The organism is Candidatus Borrelia fainii, from assembly GCF_027925085.1.
Classification (GTDB): domain Bacteria; phylum Spirochaetota; class Spirochaetia; order Borreliales; family Borreliaceae; genus Borrelia; species Borrelia turicatae.
Map to the genome: position 1 here is coordinate 84,581 of NZ_AP027071.1, position 15,527 is coordinate 100,107.

Annotated in this window: 13 protein-coding genes and 1 pseudogene; 13 read left to right on the forward strand and 1 reads right to left on the reverse strand. The window is 27.8% G+C overall.

Features of this window, described 5'->3' with window-relative positions; translation table 11 throughout:
* The first annotated feature begins 141 nt into the window (after positions 1-141).
* The 13 genes and pseudogenes from QMG63_RS04885 to QMG63_RS04940 all read left to right on the forward strand — a co-directional run bounded on the left by QMG63_RS04885 (position 142) and on the right by QMG63_RS04940 (position 14,810).
* A complete protein-coding gene (locus QMG63_RS04885; RefSeq protein ID WP_281862275.1) occupies positions 142-1,302 on the forward strand; it encodes a BTA121 domain-containing protein surface lipoprotein in 1,161 nt (386 codons plus the stop codon).
* Positions 1,303-1,890: 588 nt separating this feature from the next.
* Positions 1,891-2,922 carry a BTA121 domain-containing protein surface lipoprotein gene (locus tag QMG63_RS04890; protein WP_281862276.1) on the forward strand — a complete coding sequence of 344 codons (1,032 nt, stop codon included), beginning with the start codon at positions 1,891-1,893 and terminating at the stop codon, positions 2,920-2,922.
* Between the two features lie 494 nt (positions 2,923-3,416).
* A complete protein-coding gene (locus QMG63_RS04895; protein WP_281862277.1) occupies positions 3,417-4,493 on the forward strand; it encodes a BTA121 domain-containing protein surface lipoprotein in 1,077 nt (358 codons plus the stop codon).
* Positions 4,480-4,890, forward strand: a complete 411-nt coding sequence (locus QMG63_RS04900) for a BTA121 domain-containing protein surface lipoprotein (protein ID WP_281862278.1) — start codon at positions 4,480-4,482, stop codon at positions 4,888-4,890. Before QMG63_RS04895 ends, QMG63_RS04900 begins: the two co-directional genes overlap by 14 nt.
* 505 nt (positions 4,891-5,395) lie before the next feature.
* Positions 5,396-6,490, forward strand: coding sequence for a BTA121 domain-containing protein surface lipoprotein (locus QMG63_RS04905; protein ID WP_281862279.1), 1,095 nt, complete (start codon positions 5,396-5,398; stop codon positions 6,488-6,490).
* Between the two features lie 11 nt (positions 6,491-6,501).
* Positions 6,502-6,645, forward strand: a complete 144-nt coding sequence (locus QMG63_RS05750) for a hypothetical protein (RefSeq protein WP_425592812.1) — start codon at positions 6,502-6,504, stop codon at positions 6,643-6,645.
* Positions 6,646-6,749: 104 nt separating this feature from the next.
* A complete protein-coding gene (locus QMG63_RS04910; RefSeq protein WP_281862281.1) occupies positions 6,750-6,914 on the forward strand; it encodes a hypothetical protein in 165 nt (54 codons plus the stop codon).
* A 191-nt stretch (positions 6,915-7,105) separates the two neighbouring features.
* Positions 7,106-8,656 (forward strand): BTA121 domain-containing protein surface lipoprotein, encoded by a 1,551-nt coding sequence (locus QMG63_RS04915; protein WP_281862283.1) that lies wholly within the window; start codon positions 7,106-7,108, stop codon positions 8,654-8,656.
* A 215-nt stretch (positions 8,657-8,871) separates the two neighbouring features.
* Positions 8,872-9,921 carry a BTA121 domain-containing protein surface lipoprotein gene (locus tag QMG63_RS04920; RefSeq protein WP_281862285.1) on the forward strand — a complete coding sequence of 350 codons (1,050 nt, stop codon included), beginning with the start codon at positions 8,872-8,874 and terminating at the stop codon, positions 9,919-9,921.
* Between the two features lie 497 nt (positions 9,922-10,418).
* A complete protein-coding gene (locus QMG63_RS04925; protein ID WP_281862287.1) occupies positions 10,419-10,553 on the forward strand; it encodes a hypothetical protein in 135 nt (44 codons plus the stop codon).
* Between the two features lie 522 nt (positions 10,554-11,075).
* Positions 11,076-12,083 carry a BTA121 domain-containing protein surface lipoprotein gene (locus tag QMG63_RS04930; RefSeq protein ID WP_281862289.1) on the forward strand — a complete coding sequence of 336 codons (1,008 nt, stop codon included), beginning with the start codon at positions 11,076-11,078 and terminating at the stop codon, positions 12,081-12,083.
* Between the two features lie 240 nt (positions 12,084-12,323).
* Positions 12,324-13,778 (forward strand): UTP--glucose-1-phosphate uridylyltransferase, encoded by a 1,455-nt coding sequence (locus QMG63_RS04935; RefSeq protein ID WP_281862290.1) that lies wholly within the window; start codon positions 12,324-12,326, stop codon positions 13,776-13,778.
* Positions 13,741-14,810, forward strand: a pseudogene (locus QMG63_RS04940) (glycoside hydrolase family 3 N-terminal domain-containing protein). The gene QMG63_RS04935 and the pseudogene QMG63_RS04940 overlap by 38 nt, the downstream one beginning before the upstream one ends.
* Before the next feature lie 59 nt (positions 14,811-14,869).
* Here QMG63_RS04940 and QMG63_RS04945 read toward each other — a convergent pair.
* A complete protein-coding gene (locus QMG63_RS04945) occupies positions 14,870-15,406 on the reverse strand; it encodes a hypothetical protein (RefSeq protein WP_281860611.1) in 537 nt (178 codons plus the stop codon).
* Positions 15,407-15,527 lie beyond the last annotated feature (121 nt).

Genomic DNA, 15,527 nt, shown 5'->3' on the forward strand with positions numbered 1-15,527 from the left:
TTTTAATGCTTTTAATGCTTTAAAATTATGATATTATGGTAATACAATAATTTTATAATTCGTTTCTTTTAATAATTATGTTAAGTTAAGTTAAGTTATGGTAAGTTAAGTTATGTTAAGTTTTGAATAAGGAGATATTTAATGTTAAAAATGTTAAAAATTAAACATATCAGTTCGTTGTTAGTATTAATATTGCTATTTATAAGTATATTGCTGTTTATAAGTTGTAATTTAAAATCCCCCCAAAGAGAAAGCATTGTTCGAAAAGATCCTGTATTAACAGGTGTAAAAGATCCTGTATTAACAGGTGTAAAAGATCCTGTATTAACAGGTGTAAAAGATCCTGTATTAACAGGTGTAAAAGATCCTGTATTAACAGGTGTAAAAGATCCTGTATTAACAGAAGTAGAGAAAAGTTTAGGTGTTGAGCTTAATAAGCTTTTAGACACATTTAAAGTATCTAAAGAAGGCAAAGAATCAATTGTTAGGATTAAAGATGTAGTAACTAATGATAAAATTGGTAGTGGTAGAAAAGGTTACAAGACTTATACTATTCCTGATTTTCATAATTTGTTAAATAAATTAGGTGCTGATCCTGTTAAAGATATTATAGTATCCGAATTATATGTTGTTGAAACCCAAAAAGCAGCTCTTGATGCTATAAATAATATTCAGGAACCCCAAAAAAAACAAAGGTTAAAAGTTTTATATGATAATAAATTGAATGAGTACCTATTTTTTTTAAACGGGTTATTTAATGACATTATTGATGATATTAAGAGTAGTGGGTTTATAAGAGCTGTCTCTACTGGGCGATTTTTTGCGATTGGAAAAGAGTTTATGGGAATTATAGCAAATGTGGATGTATATGAAGGACTTTCAGGTCAAAAAAAGGATGTAATTGATGATATAGAACGTATTGTAACTGATGGTAGTATTGATGGTAGTATTGGTAAAGATAAAGGTTACAGGACTTATACTATTCCTGAGTTTCGTGCTTTGTTAAAAGAATTAGGTCATTTTAAGGTTCGGGAAATAATAGACCTTTATATAAGTATTCATTATCATGACAGGACTTTGCCTGATATTATCAATCGTATAAAGGACGAGATATTAAGGAAAAAATTTAAAACTAGATATGATGATAAATTGAAGGATTACCAATTGTATTTAAAAATGGTGTTTAATGGAGCTACTGCTGATGATGTGTATTCTAATTTTATAGGTAATAAATATATTACTGTTGAACTTTCTGCAATTGAAACTGAGGCTAAACGAATTATAGCGGAGGAGACAACTTAAGGTTACTTAAGGTTACAAGACTTATACTATTTTTAAGTTTTGTGCTTTGTTAAATGACTTAAGGTCATTTGAAGGTTTAGAAAATAATAAAAGTTTATTTAAGTGGTTAAGATCCTTTAGGATATGACACTTCGTGCTTATAAATTCTATTTTTGCAGGTTTGCAAAACAAGACTTGCAAAATAGATTTAATGCACATAGTAATGGATATAAGTTGCATTTAAAAGAGTTATTTAATAGCTTAAGTGCTTAAGTTACGATGTGTGATTTGTAATCATGTTTATGATCATTTTGTGGATGATAAATATATTATAAATAAAATTAATAAGTATATAAATATATAAAATATATGAAGATATAAAATATATGAAGATATAAAATATGTAAATATATAAATATGGTAAATATTAATGCTTTAAGATTTTGATATTATTGTAATATTGTAATATTGTAATATAGTTATTTTAGAATTGGTTCATTTTAATAATTATGTTAAAGGAAAAGGAGATATTGAATATTAAAGAAAAAGGAGATATTGAATGTTAAAGAAAAAGGAGATATTGAATGTTAAAGAAAAAGGAGATATTGAATGTTAAAGATTAGACATATCATTTCGTTGTTAGTATTAATATTGCTATTTATAAGTTGTAATTTAAAATCCCCCCAAAGAGGAGGTATGATTCGAAAAGATCCTGATTTTAGAAGAATTGTTGCTGGAGATGGAGCTTTAAGGAAGCCTATCGAAGCAGTAACTTTAACAGGTGTAGAAGATCCTGATTTTAAAAAAATTGGTACTGGAGATGGAGATTTAAAGAAGCCTATCGAAGTAGCACCTTTAAGAGGTGTAGAAGATCCTGATTTTAAAAAAATTGGTACTGGAGATGGAGATTTAAAGAAGCCTATCGAAGTAGCACCTTTAAGAGGTGTAGAAGATCCTGATTTTAAAAAAATTGGTACTGGAGATGGAGATTTAAAGAAGCCTATCGAAGTAGCACCTTTAAGAGGTGTAGAAGATCCTGATTTTAAAAAAATTGTTGCTGGAGATGGAGATTTAAAGAAGCCTATCGAAGTAGTAACTTTCACAGGTATAGAAGATCTTGCATTAACAGAAGTAGAGAAAAATTTAGGTGTTAAGCTTAATGAGCTTTTAGACACATTTGGAGTACCTGAGGAAGGCAAAAGATCAATTGTTAAGATTAAAGATATAGTAACTAATGATAAAATTGGTATTGATAGGTTTGGTGTTAAGAGACTTTCCAAGACTTATACTAATATTGGTTTTTATAATTTGTTAAATAAATTAGGTCCTGATGAGGTTCAAAAAATTATAAAATACGATTTATATGTTGTTGAAGCCCAAAAAGCAGCTCTTGAGTCTATAAATGATATTCAGGAACCCAAAGAAAAACAAAGGTTCAAAGTTTCATATGATGATGTATTGAATGATTACCTATTGTGTTTAAAAGGGTTATTTAGTGACATTATTGATGATATTGAGCGTAATGGGTTTATAAGTAATGAATATACTAATGAATATACTCATGAATTTACTGAGACTGAATTTGTGTTTAGACGAATTATAAAAAGAGAGAATTTATATGAAAGATCTTCATATAAGTAAAAGCTTGTAATTGATGATGTACGAGAGATAGTAACTGATGGTAGTATTGGTAAAGATGAAGGTTACAAGACTTATATAGGTCTTTAAGTTTCGTGCTTTGTTAAATGACTTAAGGTCATTTGAAGGCTTAGGAAATAATAAAAGTTTATTTAAGTGATTAAGATCCTTTAGGTCTTTAAGTTTCGTGCTATAAATTCTATTTCTGCAGGTTTAGCAAAACAAAACTTGCAAAATAGATTTAATGCACATAGTAATGGATATGAGTTGCATTTAAAAGAGTTATTTAATAGCTTAAGTGCTTAAGTTACGATGTGTGGTTTTTGATCATGTTGTGGATGATAAATATATAAATATGATAAATATTAATGCTTTAAGATTTTGATAATATTGTAATATTGTAATATTGTAATACAATTATTTTATAATCGGTTCATTTTGATAATTATGTTAAAGGAAAAGGAGATATTGAATATTAAAGAGAGAGGAGATATTGAATGTTAAAAATTAGACATATCAGTTCGTTGTTAGTATTAATATTACTATTTATAAGTTGTGATCTCAAATCCCAAGTAGAAGGTATTGTTCTAAAAGATCCTGATTTTAGGAGAATTGTTACTGGAGATGGAGCTTTAGGTAAGCCTAGCAAAGTAGTAACTTTAAGAGGTGTAAAAGATCCTGCATTAACAGAAGCAGAGAAAAATTTAGGTGTTAAGCTTGATGAGCTTTTAGACACATTTGGAGTATCTAAGGAAGGCAAAGGATCAATTTTTAAGATTAAAGATGTAGTAACTGATGATAAAATTGGTAGTGATAAAAGTGATAGAAATTACAAGACTTATACTAATCTTGATTTTTATAATTTGTTAAATGAATTAGGTGCTGATAAGGTTAAAAATATTATAAAATACGATTTAGATATTGTTGAAACCCAAAAAGCAGCTCTTGAGGCTATAAATAATATTCAGGAACCCAAAAAAAGACAAAGTTTACAAGTTGTATATGATAATAAATTGAATGATTACCTATTGCGTTTAAAAGGTGGATTTAGTCAAGATGCTGATAATGTGTATGATTGGTTTGTAGGTGGGCTCCATATTAATGAATTTACTGCGATTAAAACTGAGGCTAGACGAATTATAGAAAATGGGGATATATATGAAGTACTTTCATATAAGGAAAGTATTGTAATTAATGGTGTACTAGCGATAGTAACTGATGGTAGTATTGGTATTGGTGAAGGTTACAGGACTTATACTAGTTCTGATTTTAATGCTTTGTTAAATGAATTAGGTTATGCGAAGGTTCAGAAAATAATAGACTTTTATATAAGTGTTAATAATGGCAGGATTTTGTATGATGTTATCGAGCGTATAAATGACGAGATATTAAAGGAAAATTTTAGAATTAGATATGATAATAAATGGAAGGAGTACCCATTGCATTTAAAAAGTTTATTTAATGGATCTAGTGCTGATGCTGTGTATGCTAATTTTATAAGTAGTAAATATATTGATGAACTTTCTGAGATTGAAACTGAGGCTAAACGAATTATAGAAAATGGGGATATATGAAGTACTTTCAGATCAAGAAAAACTTGTAGTTGATGAGATACGAGAGATAGTAACTGATGATAGGATTGGTATTGGTGAAGATTATAAGACTTATACTATTCCTGATTTTCGTGCTTTGTTAAATGAATTAGGTTATGTGAAGGTTCAAAAAATAATACAAATTTATTTAGATGTTAAGAAGAGTAAGATAGAGGTTGTTGATATTATTAACAATTTAAAGGATGAGGAATTAAAGCTAAGACTGGAGACTGAATGTAATAATAGATGGAATAATTACTTATTGAGGTTGAAAAAGCTTTTTAATAAATTTGATGGTAAGACTGTGTATGCTAATTTTATAGATAATGGCTATACTAATGAATTTACTAAGCTTCAAATAAGGCTACATAAGTTATAAAAATGGTGATGTATATGCAAAACTTTTAGCTTATGAAAAGCTTGTAATTGATGAGCCAGCCTTAGATAGGCTGGCTCTTTCTAATTTTGTTAGTTTTAAAATGTAGCTATAGATAAATAGATAAGATTTTAAAAAATAAAAATCCAAATAAGGGTTGTTATATACTGTTGCTATGGCACATCAAATTAATTCTTATTCATTGTATTTAAAAAAGTTGTTTAATGATTCTCAAATAATCGTAAATTTGATTTGGTAGTTGGTAATTAAATTAATAAATTAAGAATAGTAAAGAATAGTAAAGAAGTTTAAGCCTTACTTTTATAAATTTAAGGCTTTTAATTTATAAAAGTAAATATATATATATGGGTAAATATATATAAACTTGCAAATTATGATATGCTTTTAATATAACATATGTATCATTTTTTAATTATTTTTTAATGATAATAGTAATGATAATAGTAATAATAGGTCGAATTTAGTTTTAAAAAGGAGATATTGGGTGGTGAAGTTAAGCCATTTCAGTTTGTTTTTGGTATTAATATTTTTATTATTGTTGGTGGTAAGTTGTAACTTAAAATCTCAAGGAAGTATTAAGCTTGAAGAGAATTTGACTATCAAAAGACAGGTAAGGAAATTAGACAAGTTTGTTGAAAAATATGATTCAAAAATGGTTACAACAGGTAATAATTTAGATATTAAGCTTAATAATTTGACAGACAAATTTGGGTTACTTGATAAGGAAAGAGAATCAATTACGTATATAAGGAATACAATAACTGATGCTAGGATTGGTAGAGATGAAGGTTACAGGACTTATACTGATTTTGAGTTTTATAATTTACTTGAAAGTTTAGGTGAAGATAGGATTAAAGAAATTATAACATTTTATTTAGAGGTTGTTAACATTCAGGAATCATTTGAAAGGGCTATTAAAAATGTTAAGGACGCTACATCAAAAGGCAAATTACAAAATGAGCTTAATAAACACAAGAATCAGTATCAGTTGCATTTAAAAGGGTTATTTGATAGTGATAATTTTGATGATATATATAATAAGATTATAGGTGATAATTATTTTTCTAAGTTGATTAAATTTAAAGACGAGATTACAAAAGTTGAAGGTGGTTTGGATGTATACACATGGCTGTCTGATGATGAGCGGATTGTAATTGATGAGATACGAGGCATAGTGACTAATCCTTTGATTGGTAAACATGAAGGTTATAGGACATATACTGAGATTGAGTTTAATGATTTGCTAAATAAGTTAGGTGATAATAGAGTTCTTGCAATGATATTGGTTTATCTAGATGATCAAAGAAATCAAGATGCGGCATTGGTAGACGCTCTAGCAGCTATTGATAATATTGATGATGCTGACTTAAGAGAGCAATTACGAGGGAAAATTAATGATGAGAGGAATAACTATAAATTACATTTGAAAAAGTTATTTGATGACTTTTTGCCTGATTTTTTGTATCAAGAATTTATGCAAAGTGTTCATTATTATGGTAAGTTTGTTTTAATTAAAAACGCAGCTAAACACATTATGAAGTTAAGAAACTATACAAAGATCCCCAATTTGTTAAGAAGATAGGCCTTTATTATATACAAAGTGTAATAACTGATTTTAATATTGGTAGTGCTCAAGGTTATAAGACATTTGATGGTGTAGAGTTTAATAATTTACTTCATGATTTAGGTGTTGATAGACTAAAGAGAGATTATAAAAATACATTTAAGTATTTGTAGAGCAAAAAAGGCAGCATTAGCAGCTATGAATAAGGCTGATGGGAGTTAGAAAAAGCTAGACTTAAAGTTTCATTTTGTTGCTTTAAGGCGTGGCTATCCATTACATGTCAAATTGTTATTTAGTGTTATTTAGTGCGTTTAATGCTGATTATGTGTATCATGATTTTCTGGAGAGCAGTTATACTTCTTTATTTACTAATTTCAAAAACGAATTTGACAACATAGAATCAAATGTATCGAGTAATTCTGTATTTGATACTGCAAGTTGAGACTTAAAAAAGTAGTTAATCCTTGGACTTTAAATATCTAAAAATATCTAAGTCTCTTAATTTATGCTAAGGAAGACTTGTAAAGATGTGCTAATTTTTGGTAATTATGTTATAATAATATATTATGATAATAAGTTTATATAATAAAAAGTAGATTTATAGACTTGAATTTATAAAAGGATATATTTTAAATGAGAAAGAGTATTAGCATGTTATTATTATTGTTGCTGTTTATAAATTGTGATTTTAAATCCCAAGGAGAATATCTTATTAAACAGGGCTTAGTTAAAAATAAAGGTAGTGAACTCAAAAATGACCTATTTCAAAAATTTGAGTTTAAAGAGCCTGTAGTTCAAAGTCTTGAAGCAAGAGATATTGGAAAATTAATACTAGAGGATGTTATAGACGGTTCTTCTGGAGCAGTTGTAAAAGAGAAGAGTGTGTCTTTGAAAATTGATGAATTTCTAAATGAATGTGGGATATCCGCTCAAGACAGAGAATTAAACGTATATTTAAGAGATTGCTTAGCCAGTTCTGATTTTGATCATAACTTGTTTTATACTCTTTTAACTGAAATAGGGGTTATTAAGACTAAGGAGCTTTTTGAATCTTTGTTACAGTTTTCTAACTTAATAACAGAAATTAAATTAATGGTTGAAAATATTAAAAGAGAGAGATCAAAACAACAATTAATATCTGAAATTAATCTTAAGTCCAATTATTTTTGTATGTCCAAAGATTTACGAGGATTGTTTGAAAATGGTAATTCTTATATTGAAATATATAATTTATTGAAAAATACATACAATATGATGTTAAAAGGTTTACTTGCAATTAAAAACAGAATTGAATACCTTATAAAAGGTGAAGCCATATATGAAGGACTAACTAGTAGAACCAAGCAAATAGTGGATGATATACGAAAATTAATAATTTTTTCTGATGTTAGTGATGGGATTTATGATGAGTATGGTTATAATGATCATGAATTTTATTCTGTATTAGGATTTTTGGGTGTTTATAAGTTTATAAAATTGTTCAAGTATAATTTAAGAGAGTTGTTTAGAGTACGAAAAGAGGCAGAGAATGCTATTCAAACTGTAAGGGATGACTCATTGTTAGAAACTTTGCAAACTGAATTTAATATGTGTAATAAAGAGGCTGTAGGTTTAATACAACGTGTATTTAGTATTGATAGTGATTATATTATTGAAAATATAATTATAGATTCTAGTAATAGCATTGTAAATAAATTTATGAAAATCAAAGAGCAAACTCAAGACTTAATAAATTTTATAAAACTTGAAAAAAAACTCTCTAATGATGATTTTGAGGTACTTAAGTATCTACGCAATATATTAACTAATCCTAATATTGGTCGTGAATATGAAGATAAATATGGAATACGCTTTAAAACGTATAGCGATTATGAGTTTGAGTTGTTAATAGGTGGTTTTAGTGAGCATCAGTTTAGTGAAGTGATATTGAAAATTCGAAGAGCTTTGAGATTTCAAGATAATATTTCACAAAGTATAGATTTTATTCGAGACAACAAAATTAGACATCAGTTAAAAACTTTGTTTACTAATCAAAAGAAACATTATGAATTTTTGCTCAAAACTACCTTTCATTGTATTGATATTAAGGCTAATAGTCTGTATGATACTTTTATGTTTTTTAGAGATGACGAAGATGAATTTAACGCTATTAAAGATGAGATCTTAAAATTAGACGAAGTATAAGTGGAGAGGGCTGAAAAAATTAAGCCTTAAGTATAAAAATTAAGTATAAAAATATTTAAGGCTTTTGATTTATTTTAATTTATACGAGTGAATGCTAATTAAATATAGAGGAAAATACTTCAAAATCATGTTTTTAGGTTATAGGTTATTATGATAATGTAAGTTATGAATTGAGTGTAATTTAAAAAAAAAAGTTAAAGAAAAGGAGATATTTAATGTTAAAGGTCAAATATCTTTGTGTGTTCTTAACCTTAATGTGGTTATTCTTGCTAGTTATAAGTTGTGATTTGAAATCCCAAAAAAATATTGCGTTTAGAGAAGGTTTAACTGTAGAGGAATCTTTAAAAAATTTAAAAAAGCCTGTTGGAAGCGATATAATTGTTAAGATTAATAATCTGTTAGATGCATTTGGGATATTTGATGATGAGAGAGACGTTATTAATAATATACAAATTGTAATAACTGATCCTAGTATTGGTAGTGATCAAGGTTACAAAACATATGATATTGATGAATTTTATAATTTGCTTGGTGGATTAGGTTCTCTTAAGCTTAGGGATATTATACAATTTCATTCAAATGCTCTTGAAGTTCAAGCCCAAGCAGAAATAAAAGCTAGATCAGCTATTGATAATGTTAAAGGAGACGTATTAAAGCGACGTTTGGAGGATATGTTTAATCAGCACAGGGATTACTGTCTATCTTATTTAAAATGGTTATTTAATGATCCTACCCCTGACACGGTGCATTTTAGAGTGATAAATGATAATTATGTTGATAAGTTTAGTAAGATTAAAGACCGTATTCAAAGCGTTATAGAGGATGAAAGGCAATATGCAGCGTGGATGTCGGCGTCAGAGCTTGAAGTAATTGCATTTATACGAGAGATATTAACCGATCCTAGTATTGTTGGTTATGGAGGTCTTAAGACCTATAGTAACTTTGAGTTTTATGACTTGTTAAGGAATTTAGGTGATGCTATTTTAAAGGAAATTATACAATTTCATCTAAATAATCTTAGAATAGAAAATGCGGCTTTAGTAGCTATTGAGAATCTTCAGGAAGGTTATGAAAAACAACAATTGAAACATAAATTGGATTTGTGCAAGCTTGAATATTCATTGTATTTGAAAGAGTTATTTGTTGAGCCTACTTTTGATGATATTTATCGCAAATTTTTGGATAGTCGTTATAATTTTTTTAATCGTTTTACTAAGCTTGAGAGCGAGGCTTTAGGCATTATGAGGGGTAAAGGAGATAATTGAATCTGACTTAAGACAAGAATTGCGAAATAGGTTAATGATCACGTGAATGATTATTCATTATATTTAAAATATTCATTTAATGACCTTACTTCTAGTGGAGGTGTATAATCGATTTATGAATGGTGTTTATTTTAGGGTTTGCTAAAATTAGAGACAATTTTATAGATATTTTAGAAGGCTATAATGTATACGTGGGGCTTTCTGACTCACAGCAAGATGTAATTGATGAGATGCGCGAGATATGGTAATTGATCCTAAGGGAGGCTCTTTAATGCACATAATTTATGATGTTAAAGGGTTTAGTGACTTATTAAATAAGATGCGTGATGCTAAGTTAAGAAGAAAATGATAAAAATTTATTTAGAGGATAAAAGAGCACAAAAGGAGTCCGAATAGAAATTAGAACAATTATTGCAAATATTCAGGGAAATAGAGCAAAAAACACTTGGAGAGTACTATTGATAATTTGAATAATTCTTAATTTAGTGCATTTAAAAATGTTATTTTATAGATTTACCCCTGATAAGGTGTATGATAAAATTGTAAAGGGTAATTATGTTGATAAGTTTACTAAGATTGAGGAAGCAGCATTTACTGAGATGAAAAAATCAGTAAGGAAGATAGTCTTTTAGTTAATTCTTAAAAAAATACTTAAAGTAGTTGAGCCTTAGATATAAATATTTAATCCTTTCATTGGTCTTAATGCAGGGTACGAGACGTATTATATTAACAAGTTGTATCTTTTTTTCAGTAAATTGTTTGGTGAGAATCTTAAAAAGATTATAGACCTTCATGCAAAAATATTTAAGTACTAAATTATGCTAAAATTGCTGTGTAAAAGATTTCAGAAAGGCAATTTAAACTCCAAGTATTTAAAAATGGATTGAAGGTGGGAGAAGATGTTTAAGACCTTTTTAGCATATTAAGTAGACTAATCTTAAGAAAGTAGTTAAGCATTAGATTTTGATCTAAGGCTTATTGTTTTATTTTATGCAGGTAAAAAATGTTAAAAATTAATTCTTAAATATTAATTTTTAAGGTAATTTTGTGGTGAACATTTGGGGATTAGATAATATTATGTTATTATAATGTAATTATATTATAATAAATTTTATGTGATAACAATTACATTTAAGTTGAAAAGGAGATATTTAATGGTGAAAATAATATATCATAATGTTTTATTATTATCATTATTATTATTAATGTTATTGATGGTTATAAGTTGTAATTTAAAACCCTTAAACAAGCTTCAGGGTGATTTGCATGGAACTAGCCATAGTAATAATTTTGAAATAACACCAAAGTTTAGTCTTGATGAGTTTTTAAATTCGTCTAGACTATTGAAGAAAGAACAAGCAGCAGTGCAAAGTATACGAACTATAGTCACTAATTCTAGGATTGGTAGTAGTAAAAATTATAGGACGTATACTGATTCTGATTTTTTTAGTTTGTTAAATGACTTAGGTATTGCTAAGGTTGAGGAAATGATAACAGTTTATTTAGAGGTTCAAAAAAAGCAAGAAGAGGCCTTAGTAGCTGTCAAGGATATTGGTTTGAATAAAAGTATAAATAATTATCTAGAGAAGTTAGATAATTACAAAAAAAACTATCCTGTGCATTTAAAAGGGTTATTTAATAAGTTGATTCCTAATGATGTGTATGTTAATGTTATAGGTGATAATTATATTACTAAGTTTATTGAAATTATAGATGATGCTAAAGCTATTACAGAGATTTTAAAATATTGTACATCTAAAAGTGTTACTGTTGATGAAAGTACAGTATTGATATATATATTAAATATATTGGTAGATCCTTTGATTGGTAAGGTAGAAGGTTACAAGACTTATAAGAATAGTGGGCAAGTTTTTTTCTTATTTGGTAGCTTGGGTTTGACTAAGGTTAAAGAAATAATAAAAGTTCATGTAAATTCTGTTAAAGCACAATCAGACGCTGAGGATGCTATAAAGTTTGTTAAAGATGAACATTTAAAACAACAGTTACAAAATAGATTTGATACTCTTAGTGCTGCTTACTCATTGTATATAAAAGAGGTGTTTGGTAAGTCTTCTCTTGATGATATTTATAAAGCAGCTATTGTAAATGTTAATTACGATGCTGAGTTTAATAAGATAAAAAATGAGGCGACTATCCCTTAAAATCCTTAAGGATAAGTAAGCCTTAGATTAAAATCTAAGGCTTTAGTTTTTAATTTATTTAATTTTAATTTAGATATGTAAAATATTAATCATTTTCATTAGTATATTTTAATTTAATATTTGCCTTTATTTGTAGTATTATGATTATAGTAACATATTCTATTACAATAGACATTATTTAATAGCGCTTTTTATAATATGTTAATTGTTGTTTACCTTGTCTTTAAATGAGGTTTTGGTATGTATGAGGTAATCGATGAAATTTTTTCTAAAAAAATACTTGATATGCTTAATATGCACAAACTTAAAACTTTAAGCATATCTGTTAAAAATTTTCCCGATGAGAGTCATGGCAGTATTTTAAGTCTTGCTAATAATTCTGTTAAATTAAAGTTTAAAAAGGAACTTGTTGAATATAATTTGAAAAAATATATTGATGATTTTACAAGGTTTTCGGTTTCATCAGAAAGTAATTTTTATGTTTTTACTGATGATGATCTAGAAAAACTTGGATTATTGCTTTATCCTTATCTCTCATTTGGTATTTTAAATGGGGGTTGTGCGACTAGTTATTTTGATATACTGAAAAATAAAGATTTTAATGAGGAATTGTATTCTTTATATGCAGATAAAATACTTGAAGCTAGGGGGTTTTTTGGGCACTTGCCAAAGGGAATAACACCTGCCTATGTTAATAGGGATGGTAGTTATGGATTTTCATTTTTAGCATTAAAAATACGACATCTTTTAGTGCTCTCTAAGAGATATTATGAACTTTATGGTAAGAGTATTAAGCCTTCGATTTTTCAGATGACAAGTTCTAGGACTTATAAACTGATTTCTAATTTTCTAGATAATATTTTTGATGATAGTTTGATTAGAGATTTAAATTCTTGTGGTTTGCAAAGTGCAGATATTTTGACAGCGATTCAGCCTTTGGTTTATTGTTATAATAAATTAGATGATGGTCAATATGAATATTTTAGCTATTGTACTAATGGCAAGAGAACTTTTTTGGCTTTACCGGCTGGTCATGGTCAAAATTTTAAAGTTCTAAGAGATATTTATTTTAAACTCTATAATTCTGGAAAAAGGTTTGTGTATATTGGTAATGTTGATAATATTGGTTTTACTGTTAATTTACGTGCTCTTGCCATAATGGCTATAACTAATAGTTCCTCAGGTTTTGAATTTAGTGTTAAAACTCCACTAGATACAAAAGGTGGAGTTTTAGTCTTGGATGATGATAATCATTTAACATGTGTTGATATTGGTAGTGTTATTTCTAAAGAAGCTATCTTAAAGGCTGAATGTAGAGGTGATAGGATTTTGTTTAATTGTGCTACAGGTCTTTTTAATTTAGAATATTTGATAAAAAATATGGATAGAATAATATCAAATATGCCTATGAGAATTATTGAACAGGATAAAGAGTTTGGTAGATATACCGCAATTGAGCAAATAACATGGGAAGTTATAAGAATAGTAGATAATCCATTAATTTTTGAGGTTAATAGAGAAGATAGGTTTCTGCCCGCAAAATTATTTGTTGATACACTTATTATGAGTAATTACATGGATGATAAATTTTGGGGAAATATTTTTGATATTGCTAGATATTTAAATAATGCTCTTAATAATGCATTGAAGAATAAATATGATTTGGTATTTAGGAGAGGTAAGTGGGATGTTTAGATTTGTGTTATTTGGCTTTTTATTCTCTAGTTTGGTTTTACTAGGCTCCATTCCCGATATAGATTATGATTATTTTGAAAATGATAAATTTGATCTTGTAGATGTTGATGAATTTTTAGGAAGAGTTAATGTTAAGAACATTTTGAGGGGCCGTTATTTTTTTATTGGCATTAGAAATGTTGCTAATCCTAGTGCTGTGCAAGCACTAAGTAAAGAAAAACTTGATGAAATAAGAAAGATAAATCCAGTAGGAATTATTTTATTTAAAGAAAATTTTAAGGATGCACAACAAACTAAAGAGTTGATTGAAGAGATAAAAAGACATCTTGGTTCTAATATATTGATTGCTGTTGATGAGGAAGGAGGACTGGTTAGTAGAGCTAGTGAGAATAAAAAATTGGGAGTTTATAATTTTCCTGCTATGGAATCTGTTGGAAAGACTGGAGATTTTCAGCTTGCATATAAGATTGGTGAAATTCTTGGCAAACAGCTTAGACGACTTGGTATCAATGTAAATATGGCACCTGTAGCAGATGCTAAATTTGCTACAAATAACCCCTTAGGTAGCAGAACTTTTGGGTCTTCATCTTATAATATTGGTCTTATGGTAGAGGCATTTATTGATGGGATACAAAGGGAAGGTGTTTTTGCTGTAGTTAAGCACTTTCCTCTGGACTTGGAGGCACAAAAGTAGATACCCATAAAGATTTGGCCTTATTACCTTATAGTAAAAATTTTTTAATGGTAAATAATTTTATACCATTTCTTTTTGGAAAGAAAGCAAAATTTATTATGCTTGGACATGTACTTGTTCCTAATATTTCCGCAGATGTAAGTAGTATGTCCAAAGATATTGTGGATATTATAAGACATAATCTGAATATCTTTAGTATTATCATGACAGATGCGTATGATATGGGGGCAATTGTAAATAATTTTAGTTTGGAGCATGCGATTAAGAAATCATTAAATTCAGGTATTGATATTGTGCTTATTCCAGAAGGGTTTAAAAAACTTAATGTAGAAGAGTAAATATTCTTAAGTTTTGTATAAAGGAAATGTTTATTAAAAATGACTAAGTATTGTTATAATTAGATAGGAAAGGTAATAGCTATATCGACTAAAAAATACTCACGTAGAGAAGAAGAAAATATAGAGAGGATAGAGAATAAATTAGTAATTGGAATATTAAGTTTAAGAGAGACAAAAGGCAATGCCGGGAAAAGAAAAGCAGAGATATTATTTCCACCAGTAATAATAGAAGTCCTAAGAGATATAGGTAATTGAGTACCTACTAAGATATTGATAATGAAAGAATATATATGTATTTGATATTTCAATATATAAAAAGAAATAGATAGAGTAAAATAGACATTTGAGAATGAAGTTGAATTTTGGGGATAAAAGTTAATGGGGATGATATTGAAATCAATCCATTCATTGTAAGTCATGGTTATTCCAATGAAAGCGTAATATTTGTAATGTTGATTATAAGGAGTTAAATTTATATAATTGTGTTGAATAATACCTATTTGTAGTGGTTTTATATTTTCATTATTAAATTTTTCACCCCATGCATGGGCATGTATTATAAACAAGTGTAGTGATATAAGTATTAAATTTTTCATTGTGTGTGTAAAAAATTGTAACATGTTATTAAAGAATAAAAAATGGTTTTTACTTGTTTGTATTGTATGAAATGGGGAAGGATGTAATAATATTATATTTTATACTATTAACAATTAAATA

Coding starts and splice junctions, on each gene's coding strand:
- QMG63_RS04935 (WP_281862290.1), top strand. CDS start 12,324: ATGTATGAGGTAATCGATGAAATTTTTTCTAAAAAAATACTTGATATG.
- QMG63_RS04885 (WP_281862275.1), top strand. CDS start 142: ATGTTAAAAATGTTAAAAATTAAACATATCAGTTCGTTGTTAGTATTA.
- QMG63_RS04915 (WP_281862283.1), top strand. CDS start 7,106: ATGAGAAAGAGTATTAGCATGTTATTATTATTGTTGCTGTTTATAAAT.
- QMG63_RS04920 (WP_281862285.1), top strand. CDS start 8,872: ATGTTAAAGGTCAAATATCTTTGTGTGTTCTTAACCTTAATGTGGTTA.
- QMG63_RS04895 (WP_281862277.1), top strand. CDS start 3,417: ATGTTAAAAATTAGACATATCAGTTCGTTGTTAGTATTAATATTACTA.
- QMG63_RS04930 (WP_281862289.1), top strand. CDS start 11,076: ATGGTGAAAATAATATATCATAATGTTTTATTATTATCATTATTATTA.
- QMG63_RS04910 (WP_281862281.1), top strand. CDS start 6,750: ATGTCAAATTGTTATTTAGTGTTATTTAGTGCGTTTAATGCTGATTAT.
- QMG63_RS04925 (WP_281862287.1), top strand. CDS start 10,419: ATGTTATTTTATAGATTTACCCCTGATAAGGTGTATGATAAAATTGTA.
- QMG63_RS04890 (WP_281862276.1), top strand. CDS start 1,891: ATGTTAAAGATTAGACATATCATTTCGTTGTTAGTATTAATATTGCTA.
- QMG63_RS04945 (WP_281860611.1), bottom strand. CDS start 15,406: ATGAAAAATTTAATACTTATATCACTACACTTGTTTATAATACATGCC.
- QMG63_RS04900 (WP_281862278.1), top strand. CDS start 4,480: ATGGGGATATATGAAGTACTTTCAGATCAAGAAAAACTTGTAGTTGAT.